The following is a 13,966-nucleotide window of genomic DNA, read 5'->3' as shown; positions in this document are numbered from 1 at the left end:
GTCGCGTTGGCGCTGCCAGCGGCCCGCAGCCTGTCGCTTAAACCTTGTGCCTTGGTTATACTTTTCGGCTTTCCCGAATAAATGCACAGGGTCCCGCCGCGCATGGATAAGACCTACCAGCCGCACGCCATCGAAACTTCCTGGTACAACACCTGGGAGTCCGAAAATTATTTCGCCCCGCAAGGTGCAGGTGAGTCCTACACCATCATGATCCCGCCACCGAACGTGACGGGCAGCCTGCACATGGGCCACGGTTTCAACAACGCGATCATGGATGCCCTGATCCGTTTCCGCCGCATGCAGGGCCGCGACACCCTGTGGCAACCCGGCACCGACCACGCCGGTATCGCCACGCAGATGCTGGTCGAGCGTCAGCTCGAGGCCAAAGGCCAGAACCGCCATGACCTGGGGCGCGAGAAATTCCTCGAGAAGATCTGGGAGTGGAAAGATCAGTCCGGTGGCAACATCAGCCGCCAGATCCGTCGCCTGGGCTCGTCGGTCGACTGGAGCCGCGAGCGTTTCACCATGGACGATGGCCTCTCCGAAGCGGTCAAGGAAGCCTTCGTGCGCCTGCATGAAGATGGCCTGATCTACCGCGGCAAACGCCTGGTCAACTGGGACACCAAACTGCACACGGCGATCTCCGATCTGGAAGTGGAAAACCACGACGAGAAAGGTCATCTGTGGAACCTGCGCTACCCGCTGGCCGACGGCGCCAAGACCGCCGAGGGCCACGACTACCTGGTAGTCGCCACGACCCGTCCGGAAACCCTGCTCGGTGATGCCGCCGTCGCCGTCAACCCGAACGACGAACGCTATCAGGCGCTGATCGGCAAGTTCGTCGAACTGCCGTTGGTGGGCCGGCGCATCCCGATCGTCGCCGACGACTACTGCGATCCAGAGTTCGGCACCGGTTGCGTGAAAATCACCCCGGCACACGACTTCAACGACTATGAGGTCGGCAAGCGCCACAACTTGCCACTGCTCAACATCTTCGACAAGAACGCGCTGGTGTTGTCTGCCGCCCAGGCCTTCAACCTCGACGGCAGCGTCAACGACGCCGTGGATACCAGCCTGCCTGCCCAGTACGCCGGCCTGGACCGCTTCATCGCGCGCAAGCAGATCGTTGCCGACCTCGACGCCCAGGGCCTGCTGGTCAGCATCGACGACCACGCCTTGAAAGTGCCGAAGGGCGACCGTTCGGGCACCGTCATCGAGCCATGGCTCACCGACCAGTGGTACGTGTCGACCAAGCCATTGGCAGAACCTGCCATCGCCGCCGTCGAAGACGGCCGCATTCAATTCGTGCCCAAGCAATACGAGAACATGTACTTCTCGTGGATGCGTGATATCCAGGACTGGTGCATCAGCCGCCAGCTGTGGTGGGGCCACCGCATTCCTGCCTGGTACGACGAGGCCGGCCAGGTCTACGTAGGGCGCAACGAAGAAGAAGTGCGTGCCAAGCACAACCTGGGCAGCGATGTGACGCTGCGCCAGGACGACGACGTGCTCGACACCTGGTTCAGCTCGGGCCTGTGGACCTTCTCCACCCTGGGCTGGCCGGAGCAGACCGAATTCCTCAAGAAGTATCACTCCACCGATGTGCTGGTGACCGGCTTCGACATCATCTTCTTCTGGGTTGCACGCATGATCATGCTGACCATGCACCTGATCAAGAACGAGGACGGTACCCCGCAGGTGCCATTCAAGACCGTGTACGTGCACGGCCTGGTCCGCGATGGCCAGGGCCAGAAGATGTCCAAATCCAAGGGCAACGTGCTCGACCCGCTGGACATCGTCGATGGCATCACCCTCGACGCCCTGCTGGAAAAACGCACCAGCGGCATGATGCAGCCCAAGCTGGCCGAGAAAATCGCCAAGCAGACCAAGGCCGAGTTCCCTGAAGGTATTGCCAGCTACGGCACCGACGCCCTGCGTTTCACCTTCTGCTCGCTGGCCTCCACCGGCCGCGACATCAAGTTCGACATGGGCCGCGTCGAAGGCTACCGCAACTTCTGCAACAAGATCTGGAACGCCGCCCGCTACGTGCTGGACAAAGGCGAAGATTGCGGTCAGAACGGCGAAGCCTATGAGCTGTCGCTCGCCGATCGCTGGATCATCTCGCAATTGCAGCGCACCGAAGCCGAAGTTACCCGTCAACTCGAGCAGTTCCGCTTCGACCTGGCCAGCCAGGCCCTCTACGAGTTCATCTGGAACCAGTACTGCGATTGGTACCTGGAGCTGTCCAAGCCTGTGCTGTGGGACGAGAATGCCCCGGTCGAGCGCGCCCGCGGCACCCGTCGTACCTTGGTGCGGGTGCTGGAAGTCGCGCTGCGCCTGGCCCATCCGTTCATGCCTTTCATCACCGAAGAAATCTGGCAGCGCATCGCGCCGCTGGCCGGCGTCGAGGGCAAGACCATCATGCTGCAGCCATGGCCGGTGGCGGTCGAGGCGCGCATCGATGCAGATGCCGAGGGCGATATCGAGTGGCTCAAGGAACTGATGGTGGGCTTGCGCAACATCCGCGCCGAAATGAACATCGGCCCAGGCAAACCGCTGCCGCTGTTCCTGAAAAACGCCAGCGCCGACGACCAGCGCCGCTTGCAGGAAAACGAAGCACTGCTCAAGAAGCTGGCCAAGGTCGAGTCGTTCACCGTGCTCGGTGATGCCGACGAAGCGCCACTGGCGGCCACTGCACTGGTGGGCGATCTGCAGGTGCTGGTGCCGATGGCCGGGCTGATCGACAAGGACGCTGAACTGGCGCGCCTGAACAAGGAAATCCAGCGCCTGCAAGGTGAAGTTCAGCGCGTGGGCGGCAAGTTGTCCAACGCAGCATTCGTCGACAAGGCGCCGCCTGCGGTGATCGAAAAAGAGCGCGCGAAGCTGGCCGAGTCCGAACAGGCCCTGGCCAACTTCACCGAACAGCATGCGCGGATTGCCGCGCTGTAAAGCTGTTGGACCACTGGGGCTGCTACGCAGCCCCATGTTTTTCAAGCCGCCGCTCGTATAGGGCTGGACATTGCCATGACGCCGAACAAACCCACCCTGCACCCGCGCAACCGCCACCAGGGCCGCTACGACTTCCTCAGCCTGATCAAGGCTCATCCTGACCTGGCCCGTTTCACCCTCACCAATCCCCACGGCAAACCGAGCATCGACTTCGCCAACCCCGAAGCCGTGCGTGTGTTCAACCGTGCCTTGCTCAAGGCGCAGTACGGTATCGAGCACTGGGACATCCCTGCCGACTACCTGTGCCCGCCAATCCCCGGCCGCGCCGACTACCTGCACGTCGCCGCCGACCTCCTCGCGGACGACAATGCCGGCGAGGTACCCAAAGGCGCCCAGGTTCGGGCGCTGGATATCGGCGTCGGGGCCAACTGCATCTATCCGCTGCTCGGCCATAGCGATTACCGTTGGCGCTTTCTTGGCTCGGACATCGACCCGATCGCACTGGCTGCGGCCAAGGCCATCGTCCAGGCCAACGGCTTGGGCAAAGGCATCAGCCTGCGCCAGCAAGTCAACCGCAAGCACATCCTCAGCGGCCTGCTGCAAGAGGACGAGCGCTTCGACCTGACCCTGTGCAACCCGCCTTTCCATGCTTCGCGCGAAGAGGCCACCCGTGGCAGCCAACGCAAGTGGAAGAACCTCGGCAAGCAGGACCCCAAGCGCAAGCTGCCGGTGCTCAACTTCGGTGGGCAGAACAACGAGTTGTGGTGCGAGGGCGGTGAGATTCGCTTCGTGACGCAGCTGGTCGAGGAGAGCGTGCAATACGCCTCCCAGGTGCTGTGGTTCACCAGCCTGGTGTCCAAGGCCGGCAATCTGCCAGGCATCGAGGCAGCCCTGAGGAAAGCCGGCGCCAAGGCCGTGCGCATCACCCCGATGGGCCAGGGCCAGAAGCAGAGCCGCATGGTCGCCTGGAGCTTTCATGACGCCAACGCCCGTCAGGCCTGGCACGCCCGGCGCAGATCGCAGGCATGAAAAAACCGCGCCCGGGCAAGCCGGGCGCGGTTTAGCGTAGCGTCAACGTCTTACTTGTTGACGGCGTCGGTCAGGCCTTTGGCCGGAACGAACTTGACGACTTTCTTGGCAGCGATTTCGATGGCAGCGCCAGTCGATGGGTTGCGGCCGGTACGGGCAGGACGCTCGGAGACTTTCAGCTTGCCGATGCCAGGCAGGGTGATTTCAGCGCCGTTTTCCAGTTGGTCGGCAACGATCTGGCCCAGCTGCTCCAGAGCGTTACGCGCGGTGGTCTTTGGCGCGTCGATCGCTTCAGCGATATCGGCAATCAGTTGGTCTTTGGTCAATGCCATGGTGGTGTTCCTTCCCTATCAAATTCAGTGGTTATGCAGCGTGCGACGACCTTATCGGGCCAGCCCCTGAACGCTGGAGGGCCGCACCAATCGCGAATGTAGATGCGCAAATCGGCGTTTGGTTCGACACGGCGTGCGTACGCTGCCAGCAATGCGCCACTTACCGGGCGCAAGACCGCGCAAAGCTACCACAGGAACAGATAAATATCCGCAGCCTGCATCGATTTAGTGCAGGTTTTTCGGGGCCGAACGCGCAAAAACGGCAAATTCGAGCAAAAAACGTACAACCGCTATTTGCGTTACATCCGCACCGTGCACGCTGCCCGCCTGGGGTAAACTGGACGACTTTTGCAGCGCGGCCCGTTTGCCGCCCCGTACCTTGCGAGAATGCCATGCCAATTCGTCACTGCATCGTTCATCTGATCGACAAGAAGCCCGATGGCAGCCCTGCCGTGCTCCACGCCCGGGATACCGAACTGGGCGCATCGGACGCCATCGAAAACCTGCTGAGCGACCTCAACGACAGCTACAACGCCAAGCAAGGCAAGGCCTGGGGGTTCTTCCACGGCGAGTCCGGCGCCTATCCACTCAGTGGCTGGCTGAAGCAATACCTGCAAGCCGAACAGGACTTCACCGCGTTCAGCCGCATGGCGGTCGAGCACCTGCAAAAGTTGATGGAAGAGTCCAACCTGTCCACTGGCGGCCACGTGCTGTTCGCGCACTATCAACAGGGCATGACCGAATACCTGGCCATCGCCCTGCTGCATCACAGCGAAGGGGTGGCGGTGAATGCCGAACTGGACGTGCTGCCTTCGCGCCATCTGGACCTCGGACAACTGCACCTGGCCGCACGCATCAACCTGTCGGAGTGGCAGAACAACCAGAATTCCAAGCAGTACATCTCGTTCATCAAAGGCAAGAACGGCAAGAAAGTCTCGGACTATTTCCGCGACTTCATCGGTTGCCAGGAAGGCGTCGATGGCCCAGGCGAGACCCGCACCCTGCTCAAGGCGTTCAGCGACTTCGTCGAAAGCGAAGACCTGGCCGAAGAAGCCGCGCGCGAGAAAACCCAGACACTGGTCGAGTACGCCACCGCGCAAACCAAGATGGGCGAGCCGGTAACCTTGGAAGAACTGTCGAGCCTAATCGACGAAGAGCGGCCCAAGGCGTTCTACGACCACATCCGCAACAAGGATTACGGCCTGTCCCCGGAGATTCCGGCCGACAAGCGCACGCTCAATCAGTTTCGCCGTTTCACCGGTCGCGCCGAGGGCTTGTCGATCAGCTTCGAGGCGCACCTGTTGGGCGACAAGGTGGAATACGACGAGGCGGCCGGCACCTTGATCATCAAGGGCCTGCCCACGCAACTGGTGGATCAGCTCAAACGCCGCAAGGACTGATCAGCCTGCAATATAGGAGGCGACCAGCGCCTCCTTGGCCGATTTGCGCAGCTTCTTGACCAGACGCTCCTGGCGCAATGCCTCGCCCTTGTCCGGCCAGCGCTCGACATACACCAGCGCCTGCGCCGGGCTGGTCTTGAAGTAGCGCGCACCGCGCCCCTGCTGGTGGGCCGTGAAGCGGCGTTGTGGATCGTCGCTGATGCCGCAGTACAGCGAGCCGTTGGCGGCACGAACCAGGTAGACATACCAGGGTTTTGCTACCAGGTTCGGCAATTGTTCACTCACGACGTCAGCTCTTTCGATCATTAGTTTGGTGAGCCCCACTCTCGAGGGCTCCACCATGAATCTGCCGTTCAAACGTGTCCTGCTCTGTGCAGTCCTGTCCGCCACAGCGTTTGCCGCTCAGGCTTCCGTTGGAGCCAAGGTCGCCGAGCAAATGCAGAACAACTTCGACGCTACTCCGTATTATTGCGAAGGTGGTAAAAGCGCTGCCTATGCCTGTTCAGGGGTTTTGCTTCGCTCGACCCTACCCTCGGCAAAATATCACACCTGGCACCATAGCCCGAACTCCAAGGCCAAGGGGGGACTGTCCTTTTCCTACTTGCGCGCGGATGTGCCGATGACCCAGCTTGCGGCCGACGGCCGAAGTGGCTTTACCTTGTACCCGCTGCAGCAACGTCCGGAGAATACGCTGGATTATCAGGTTATCTGCGCCTGGCCAACGGACGGGGACAGCTGGGAACGGGATCGCCAAGGCTGTGGCGACAACCGGCAAACCGCCGAGGTTGAACCCATGTGTCAGGAAATGGGCGTGACCACGGCATTGGACTGGATGACACGGTTCAGGCAAAACCCAGATTACCGGCGCCAATGTGCCTTCGACCTTCAGCGCTCGGGAACAGCCGGCGGGCAGGATGCCTTCAACCAAAGCTTGCGGGTCAAGCAGTTGTACCCCGAGCAGATGCCATTCCCTTGGAATGAGGTGATTCTGGGCACTTGGGATGAAAACCTGTCACATCGCCTGCCTATCCAGTCGTTCTTCCACATCGACGGCCAATCCAACGCGCTGCAACAGGCTCAAGCGGATCAGCTCGACTGGTGGCGCACGAACGGAACCTTCATACCGGTGATCCGCATTCGTCTGCCGCGGTCGCAGGATGAGCGTACGCTGTTCAGCTACCACGACAGTGATCAGGCGGTTGTGCAGCCCTGACTCTGCTGGTACGCCCGCAGGCCTTTGAAGGCTTGCTGGCGTACCTTGTTCTGCAACATCGGCGACCACCCCAGCAGCAGCCCCGGCGCGCCCAGCGCCTGACGTGACCAGCGCCAGAGGTCGAAACTGTCATCGTGCTGGCAGATCAGCCCATCACGGATGACGAAGCGGGCCTGGATGTCATTGACCACCGTGCGCCCGGTCTGACTGAACAGATAAGTGGCAACCCAGTGCGCACAACCGCTGCTGGCATCGGCGCGTACTTGGTCGAAGCTCAGGCGAAAATCCTTGGCGCGGGTGGTGAGCATGCGCCACATGTCGCCGGCATCGCGACCGCGCAAGGTGCCGAACACAGGGTCACTGAAGACGATATCGTCGCTGTAGCAGGCCACCATGGCTTCGGCGTCCAGACGCTGGAACGCCTGGTAAAAGCGGGTAATCAGGTCACGGTTGGCGTCACTCATGGTGCAGGTCCGTTCGGGGCATGGGGAAGCAGCACGATAATCCGCCGCTTGCGCTTTCGCCAGTGCCCTGGGTAACCCGCGCAGCCATTTCACAGTGTCTGGCAACGGGCCTGCACCTGCAGGGCGCGCCCGGCGCCCAGTCCGAAAATGATCGCGCCGCCACCGAGCACGGCGAAGATCCACCCTACCGCGGCCCAGCCACCCGTCAGGTCATGGACCACGCCGACCGCGAACGGGCCCATCGAGGCCAGTGTATAGCCAACGCCCTGGGCCATGCTCGACAGGTTGGCAGCAACATGGGCGTCCTTGGAGCGCAGCACGATCAGCGTCAACGCCAGGGCGAAGGTACCGCCCTGCCCCAGCCCCAATAGCACGGCCCAGCCCCACAGGCCGCCAAGGGGCGCATACAGGCAGCCGAACAGCCCGGCCAGGGTCACCAGCATGACGATCACGATCGCCAGGCGCTGATCCTTGCCGCGGGTGGCCAGCCACGGCGCGGCCAGCGAACTCAGCAACTGCACGATGACCGAACCGGACAGCACCAGCCCCGCCTCGGTCGGAGTGAGGCCGCGGCCGATCAGGATCGACGGCAGCCAGCCGAAGACGATGTAGGCCAGCGATGATTGCAGGCCCATGTACAACGTCACCTGCCAGGCCAGGGGGTCGCGCCACAAGCCGCGCACACGGTACGCGACCTTGTGCTGGCCGTGACCTTTACGTGCTTGCGGAAGCCAGACCAACATGGCCAGCAGCGCCGGGACCATCCAGAAACCCAGGCCCAACGCCCAGCTGTCGTTCAAGTACTCGCTCAGCGGCACGGTGGCGCCGGCCGCCATTGCCGCCCCCAGGCACAGGGCCATGGTGTAGACGCCGGTCAGCGTGCCCGCATGCTGTGGGAAGTCGCGCTTGACGATGCCAGGCAAAAGCACGCCGATGATGCCGATGCTGGCCCCGGCCATGACGCTGCCGACGAACACGCCGGTAGCGCCCAGCGTGCTGCGCACCACGATGCCCAGCGCCAGCGTCAGCAAGATGCCGAGAATCACCCGCTCACTGCCCAGGCGCCTGGCCAGCACCGGTGCCAGCGGCGCGAACAGCCCCAGGCATAGCACAGGCAAAGTGGTCAGCAGACCCGCTTGCGCTGCGCTAAGGCCAAGACCCGCCGACACCTGGCTCAGCACCGGTGCCATGCTCGACAGCGCCGGACGCAGATTCAGCGCAACCAGGACCAGGCCCAGCAGCAACAGCCACGGGCGCTGAACCCGCAGCGGCTGCTGCTGCACCTGGGCATCATCGGCTTCGGCATCGATCAGCAGTTCTTCCAGCTCGTGCTGACGGACGTGTGCATCTTGTGTCATCGGGCAATACTCGGTTCAGGATTCGATAAGCGCGCGGCTGAGGGCCTTGGCCCGCTGCGGATCGCGTTGTTCAATGGCGTCGAGAATCTGCCCGTGCAGGTCGAACGTGGCCTGGCTGCGCGGCGCGGACTGCATGTTGTGCTGCAACGCGGCCGCCACCACCCCGGAAAAATACCGGTACAGCTCGCTCAGCGCCGGATTATGAGCGGCGTCGATCAGCCGCTGGTGAAACACCAGGTCACAGCTGACGTAGGCATCGACATCGCCGTGGAAATGCGCAGCGCTGCCGTCGAGCGCCTCGCGCAGCGCTTGCAGATCCTCCTCGGTATGGCGCAGGGCAGCGAGCCCGATCGCTTCGGTTTCGAGGATATGCCGCGTTTCACGGGCCTGCTCCAGCGTGCAGCGGGCCAATGCCTGCACCGCCTGCAGCGGGTCATGGCAGGTGCGCAGGTAACTGCCGTCGCCTTGGCGAATCTCGACCAGGCCGGCGAATGCCAGTACGCGCATGGCCTCGCGCACGGTATTGCGGCTGATCCCCAGCTGCAGCGCCAACTCAGGCTCGGTAGGCAGGCGCTGACCGACGTGCCAGTCGCCTTGCAGAATACGTTCACGCATGCGCTCGACGGCGAGCTCCACCAGCGAGCGTTTGGTCAATTCGGTGCCCATGGCACTCACCCAATCATCCGATGAATTGGCTAGCTTAATGGATCGAACATGGCGCGGCAATTCAACTGACATTTCTGACAGTTGTGAAGCGACTGGGTAATTGCAACGCTGCGCTGAACTCCTGCGAGGCGCACTGCCATGTCATTGTTCGATGTCCTGCGGTGGAGCAAACCGGCCGTTGCCGCCGGATTACTCCTGTCTCTCATCGCAGGCTGCGACACTGAAGCACCCCCGCGCCAGCCCAAGACCTTGCTGATTGGCATCAGTGGCGTGCAACTGCAGCACTATGAACAACTTGGCTCCAACACCACCTTGCAACAGCGCCTTTTCTACGGCAAGGCCTATACAGGCGGTATCACCGCCCGCGCCAGCGACCAACCGACCATCAGCGGGCCCGGCTGGATCACCCTGCTCACAGGCGTATGGGCCAACAAGCACACGGTGACCTCCGATGCCGCGGCACAGCGCCTCGACCCGCAGTATCCAAGCCTGTTCCGCCGCCTGCGCGAGGCCATGCCGAACGCTTACCTCGCCAGCATCGTGCACTGGCCTGAGTTGCACACCGCCTTTCTGCTCGAAGACGCCCACGGCAATGACATGCGCGAAAGCGGCCTGAGCGACGATCAGGTGGAAGCGCGCGCCCTGCAGGTGTTGGACTATTCATCGGCGGACTTCACCTTCGTGCAGTTCGCAGAAGCCGACCAGATTGGCCAGAAAAGCGGCTTCGGCCCGGCTTACCAGGCTGCATTGCGCAGGACCGACGAGCAGCTCGGGCGCCTGCTGGACAAAGTCGAGCAACGCGCGCGCAGCCAGCCCCGCGAAGACTGGCTGGTGCTGGTCAGCACCGACCACGGGCGTGATTACTGGGGTAAAGGCAGCGGCGGCGTGACCGAACAGGAAAAAACCGTGTTCATCGCCAGCAACAAGCCCTTGAACAGCGAGCTGAGCCAGCCGCAGATCCCGCATGAAAACCCCGGGCCTGGCAACTTGTACAGCTACGCCGCGCAAACCTCGGTCGCCCCGACCGTACTGCGGCATATGGGCCTGAGCCTGTTACCGCAATGGCAACTCGATGGGGTTCCGTTATTGGGTGATACCGGCGTGCGCAAGGCGCGGGCTGTCGAAGGCGAGGCCAAGCTGCTGTGGAGCAGCCAGTCGCACGGCACGGTGGAGATCTACAAGGATGGCCAGGTGGTAGCAAGTGTGCGGGCCGATCGGCAGGAATGGACCGACCCGCAAGGGATGAGCCAGGCGGCAGACTATGTGCTGGCGCTCGAAGGCGTACCGGTTGCGGTACGCACGGCCACCAGCGAGCCGCTGGTCATCGAAGATGTGAGCTACTGAGCGACGACTTAGTCGAGCGCATCGATCAACGCCTGGTTCATCTCCGGCGTGCCAATGGTGATGCGCAAGAATTGGGCGATGCGTGCCTGCTTGAAATGGCGCACGATCACCCCATGCTCACGCAAGCGTGCCGCCAGCTGCGCCGCATCCTGTCGAGGATGGCGAGCGAAGACGAAGTTGGCCGCCGAGGGCAGCACCTCGAAGCCTTTGGCGAGCAGTTGCTCGACCAACGCCTGGCGGCTGTCGATGACTTTGCGACAGGTCTGTTCAAAGTACTCCCGGTCCTCGAAGGCCGCGGCAGCACCGACGATCGCCATGCGATCGAGCGGATAGGAGTTGAAGCTGTTCTTGATCCGCTCCAGCGCCTCGATCAGGTCAGGATGACCCACTGCCAGGCCAACCCGCAAACCGGCCAACGAGCGCGATTTGGAAAGGGTCTGGGTGACCAGCAGGTTGTCGTAGCGATCCACCAGGCTGATGGCCGTTGCCCCGCCAAAATCGATGTAGGCCTCGTCCACCACCACCACCGAGTCGCGGTTGGCTTGCAGCAGCTGCTCGACCGCCTGCAGCGGCAGCAGGCAACCAGTCGGCGCATTGGGGTTGGGGAAGATGATCCCGGCGTTGGGTTTGGCGTAGTCGGCGACACGGATCTGGAACTGCTCATCCAGCGCCACCTGCTCGAAGGCGATACCGTACAGGCCGCAGTACACCGGATAGAAGCTGTAGCTGATGTCGGGGAACAACAGCGGCCCGCGATCGTGCTGGAACAAGCCGTGGAAGATGTGCGCCAACACCTCGTCCGAGCCGTTCCCCACGAACACCTGGGCCTGGGTCACGCCATAGTACTCAGCGACGGCCTGCTTGAGGCGGTCGCTGTTGGGGTCGGGGTACAGGCGCAGGTTGTCGCTCAGTTCGCCGCGCATGGCCTCCAGGGCCTTGGGCGATGGGCCATACGGGTTTTCGTTGGTGTTGAGCTTGACCAGGCGCGCGAGCTTGGGCTGCTCACCCGGCACGTAGGGCACCAGCGTCTTGACGAAAGGACTCCAGAATCGACTCATGCTCAGTTCCCCTCGGTCTGCTTGCGGATACGGTATTCGGCGCTGCGCGCGTGGGCGGTCAACGACTCGCCGCGCGCCAGCACCGAGGCGGTGTGGCCCAGCGCCGATGCGCCCTGTTCGGAGCAGAAGATGATCGACGAACGCTTCTGGAAGTCGTACACCCCCAGCGGCGACGAGAACCGCGCAGTGCCGGACGTCGGCAGCACGTGGTTGGGCCCTGCACAATAATCGCCCAGCGCTTCGCTGGTGTGGCGACCCATGAAGATCGCGCCGGCGTGACGAATCTGCGGCAGCCAGACCTGTGGATCGGCGACCGACAGTTCAAGGTGTTCAGGGGCGATACGGTTGGCCACTTCGATGGCCTGCTGCATGTCACGCACCTGGATCAACGCGCCACGGCCGTTGATCGACTTTTCGATGATCGCCGCACGCTCCAGCGTTGGCATCAGCTTGTCGATGCTGGCCGCCACGCGGTCGAGGAATGCCGCATCGGGGCTGACCAGGATCGCCTGGGCGTCTTCGTCGTGCTCGGCCTGGGAGAACAGGTCCATGGCAATCCAGTCGGGATCGGTCTGGCCGTCGCACACCACGAGAATTTCCGAAGGCCCGGCGATCATGTCGATGCCGACCTGGCCGAACACGTGACGCTTGGCAGTGGCCACATAGATGTTGCCGGGGCCGACGATCTTGTCCACCTGGGGCACACTTTGCGTGCCATAAGCCAGGGCTGCCACCGCTTGGGCGCCGCCGACCGTAAACACCCGGTCGACCCCGGCGATGCAGGCCGCCGCCAGCACCAGCTCGTTGATCTCGCCGCGCGGGGTCGGTACCACCATGACCACTTCAGCGACACCGGCGACCTTGGCCGGGATGGCATTCATCAGCACCGACGAGGGGTACGAAGCCTTGCCGCCGGGTACGTACAGGCCCGCGCGGTCCAGCGGGGTAACCTTCTGACCCAGCACGGTGCCATCGGCTTCGGTGTACTGCCAAGAATCCTGCTTCTGCCGCTCGTGGTAGCTACGCACGCGGTCGGCCGCCTTTTCCAGCGCCTCGCGCTGCACCGGCGTGATACGCGTCAGGGCCAGCTCCAGGCGCTCGCGGTCGAGGATCAGGTCGTCGATCGACTTGGCATCGACGCCGTCGAAGCGCTGGGTGAACTCCACCAGCGCCGCGTCACCGCGCTCGCGCACGGCCTTGATGATGTCGAGCACACGCTGGTTGACCGCGTCATCAGACACACTTTCCCAGCTCAGCAGATGATCCAGATGTCGGGCGAAATCCGGATCAGCAGCGTTGAGACGGGCAATAGCAGTGGACACGGTCATGGCGAGGGCCTCGATGATTGGCGAAAGCTCAGGCGCCCTAGGCTACCAGTCCATCCGCGCGGGCACCCGAGAAAAGTGGCTATGACGCGGATAGACGGGCGCGACAGCGAAGGTCGCGCGCAGGAATCAGCCGCGGTGTCGCGATTCGACCGCTTGGCGCAGGGTGTCGATCAGGCTCTGGATGCGCGCGTGCTGCATCTTCATGGACGCCTTGTTGACCACCAGGCGCGAGCTGATCGTGGCGATCAGGTCCTGGGGTTCCAGGCCGTTGGCGCGCAGGGTGTTGCCGGTGTCGACCACGTCGATGATCTTGTCGGCAAGGTTGATCAGCGGCGCCAGCTCCATCGAGCCGTACAACTTGATGATGTCGACCTGACGGCCTTGCTCGGCGTAGTAACGCTTGGCCACGTTGACGAACTTGGTGGCCACGCGCAGGCGCCCCTTGGGCTCGGGCGCGCCGACCACACCGGCGGTCATCAGCTTGCAGCAGGCGATCTGCAGATCAAGTGGCTCGTACAGGCCCTGTCCGCCGTACTCCATCAGCACGTCCTTGCCGGCCACACCGAGGTCGGCCGCGCCATGCTCGACGTAGGTCGGCACGTCGGTAGCCCGCACGATCAACAGGCGCACGTCGTCCTGGGTGGTGGGGATGATCAGCTTGCGGCTCTTGTCCGGATTCTCGGTCGGAACGATACCGGCCTCGGCCAGCAATGGCAGGGTATCGTCGAGAATACGGCCCTTGGAAAGCGCGATGGTCAACATTGCAACGTCGGTCCTTAAGCAGCTACTGCCGGCCAGGTCGGTGACCTGGCCGCATTTGATTCG

At 62.9% G+C, this 13,966-nt stretch carries 13 protein-coding genes; 5 read left to right on the top strand and 8 right to left on the bottom strand.

Annotated features, from left to right (window positions below):
* Window positions 1-102: 102 nt before the first annotated feature.
* Both FS665_RS06820 and rlmF read left to right on the top strand, forming a co-directional pair.
* The gene (locus tag FS665_RS06820; protein ID WP_145185290.1) at window positions 103-2,949 is read left to right on the top strand and encodes a valine--tRNA ligase; all 2,847 of its coding nucleotides are present in this window, start codon (window positions 103-105) and stop codon (window positions 2,947-2,949) included.
* 75 nt (window positions 2,950-3,024) lie between these two features.
* Window positions 3,025-3,978, top strand: a complete 954-nt coding sequence (rlmF, locus tag FS665_RS06815) for a 23S rRNA (adenine(1618)-N(6))-methyltransferase RlmF (RefSeq protein ID WP_145185287.1) — start codon at window positions 3,025-3,027, stop codon at window positions 3,976-3,978.
* A 50-nt stretch (window positions 3,979-4,028) separates the two neighbouring features.
* On the opposite strand, the gene FS665_RS06810 is transcribed toward rlmF, so the two are convergent.
* Complete coding sequence (locus FS665_RS06810; protein WP_027920195.1) at window positions 4,029-4,310, bottom strand: HU family DNA-binding protein; 282 nt, start codon at window positions 4,308-4,310, stop codon at window positions 4,029-4,031.
* Between the two features lie 392 nt (window positions 4,311-4,702).
* Here FS665_RS06810 and yejK point away from each other — a divergent pair, with 392 nt between their 5' ends.
* Entirely contained in the window at window positions 4,703-5,710 is a 1,008-nt protein-coding gene (gene yejK, locus FS665_RS06805) for a nucleoid-associated protein YejK (protein WP_145185284.1), read from the top strand.
* Here the strand turns inward: yejK and FS665_RS06800 are convergent, their stop codons facing one another.
* Window positions 5,711-5,995 carry a GIY-YIG nuclease family protein gene (locus FS665_RS06800; protein ID WP_371921235.1) on the bottom strand — a complete coding sequence of 95 codons (285 nt, stop codon included), beginning with the start codon at window positions 5,993-5,995 and terminating at the stop codon, window positions 5,711-5,713. It abuts the gene before it with no gap.
* 55 nt (window positions 5,996-6,050) lie between these two features.
* Here FS665_RS06800 and FS665_RS06795 point away from each other — a divergent pair, with 55 nt between their 5' ends.
* Window positions 6,051-6,923 carry a hypothetical protein gene (locus FS665_RS06795; RefSeq protein ID WP_145185278.1) on the top strand — a complete coding sequence of 291 codons (873 nt, stop codon included), beginning with the start codon at window positions 6,051-6,053 and terminating at the stop codon, window positions 6,921-6,923.
* Here the strand turns inward: FS665_RS06795 and FS665_RS06790 are convergent.
* The 3 genes from FS665_RS06790 to FS665_RS06780 form a co-directional block, all read right to left on the bottom strand.
* Window positions 6,902-7,387: a nuclear transport factor 2 family protein gene (locus FS665_RS06790; RefSeq protein WP_145185276.1), complete on the bottom strand. Its 486-nt coding sequence runs from the start codon at window positions 7,385-7,387 to the stop codon at window positions 6,902-6,904. The two genes, FS665_RS06795 and FS665_RS06790, sit on opposite strands and share 22 nt — an antisense overlap.
* A gap of 89 nt (window positions 7,388-7,476) precedes the next feature.
* Window positions 7,477-8,745, bottom strand: coding sequence for an MFS transporter (locus FS665_RS06785; RefSeq protein ID WP_145185273.1), 1,269 nt, complete (start codon window positions 8,743-8,745; stop codon window positions 7,477-7,479).
* A gap of 15 nt (window positions 8,746-8,760) precedes the next feature.
* Window positions 8,761-9,411 (bottom strand): FadR/GntR family transcriptional regulator, encoded by a 651-nt coding sequence (locus FS665_RS06780; protein ID WP_145185270.1) that lies wholly within the window; start codon window positions 9,409-9,411, stop codon window positions 8,761-8,763.
* A 138-nt stretch (window positions 9,412-9,549) separates the two neighbouring features.
* Here FS665_RS06780 and FS665_RS06775 point away from each other — a divergent pair, with 138 nt between their 5' ends.
* The gene (locus tag FS665_RS06775; RefSeq protein ID WP_145185267.1) at window positions 9,550-10,755 is read left to right on the top strand and encodes an alkaline phosphatase family protein; all 1,206 of its coding nucleotides are present in this window, start codon (window positions 9,550-9,552) and stop codon (window positions 10,753-10,755) included.
* A gap of 8 nt (window positions 10,756-10,763) precedes the next feature.
* Here the strand turns inward: FS665_RS06775 and hisC are convergent, their stop codons facing one another.
* The 3 genes from hisC to hisG all read right to left on the bottom strand — a co-directional run bounded on the left by hisC (window position 10,764) and on the right by hisG (window position 13,903).
* Window positions 10,764-11,813, bottom strand: coding sequence for a histidinol-phosphate transaminase (hisC, locus tag FS665_RS06770; RefSeq protein ID WP_145185264.1), 1,050 nt, complete (start codon window positions 11,811-11,813; stop codon window positions 10,764-10,766).
* 2 nt (window positions 11,814-11,815) lie between these two features.
* Window positions 11,816-13,141, bottom strand: coding sequence for a histidinol dehydrogenase (hisD, locus tag FS665_RS06765; RefSeq protein ID WP_145185261.1), 1,326 nt, complete (start codon window positions 13,139-13,141; stop codon window positions 11,816-11,818).
* Window positions 13,142-13,267: 126 nt separating this feature from the next.
* Entirely contained in the window at window positions 13,268-13,903 is a 636-nt protein-coding gene (hisG, locus tag FS665_RS06755) for an ATP phosphoribosyltransferase (protein WP_145185258.1), read from the bottom strand.
* Window positions 13,904-13,966 lie beyond the last annotated feature (63 nt).

The sequence above is a fragment of the Pseudomonas sp. URMO17WK12:I11 genome (genome assembly GCF_007677725.1).
In the GTDB taxonomy this organism is placed as follows: Bacteria; Pseudomonadota; Gammaproteobacteria; order Pseudomonadales; family Pseudomonadaceae; genus Aquipseudomonas.
Note: the sequence above shows the minus strand (reverse complement) of the source record. Positions and strands in the feature narration are given on the sequence as shown.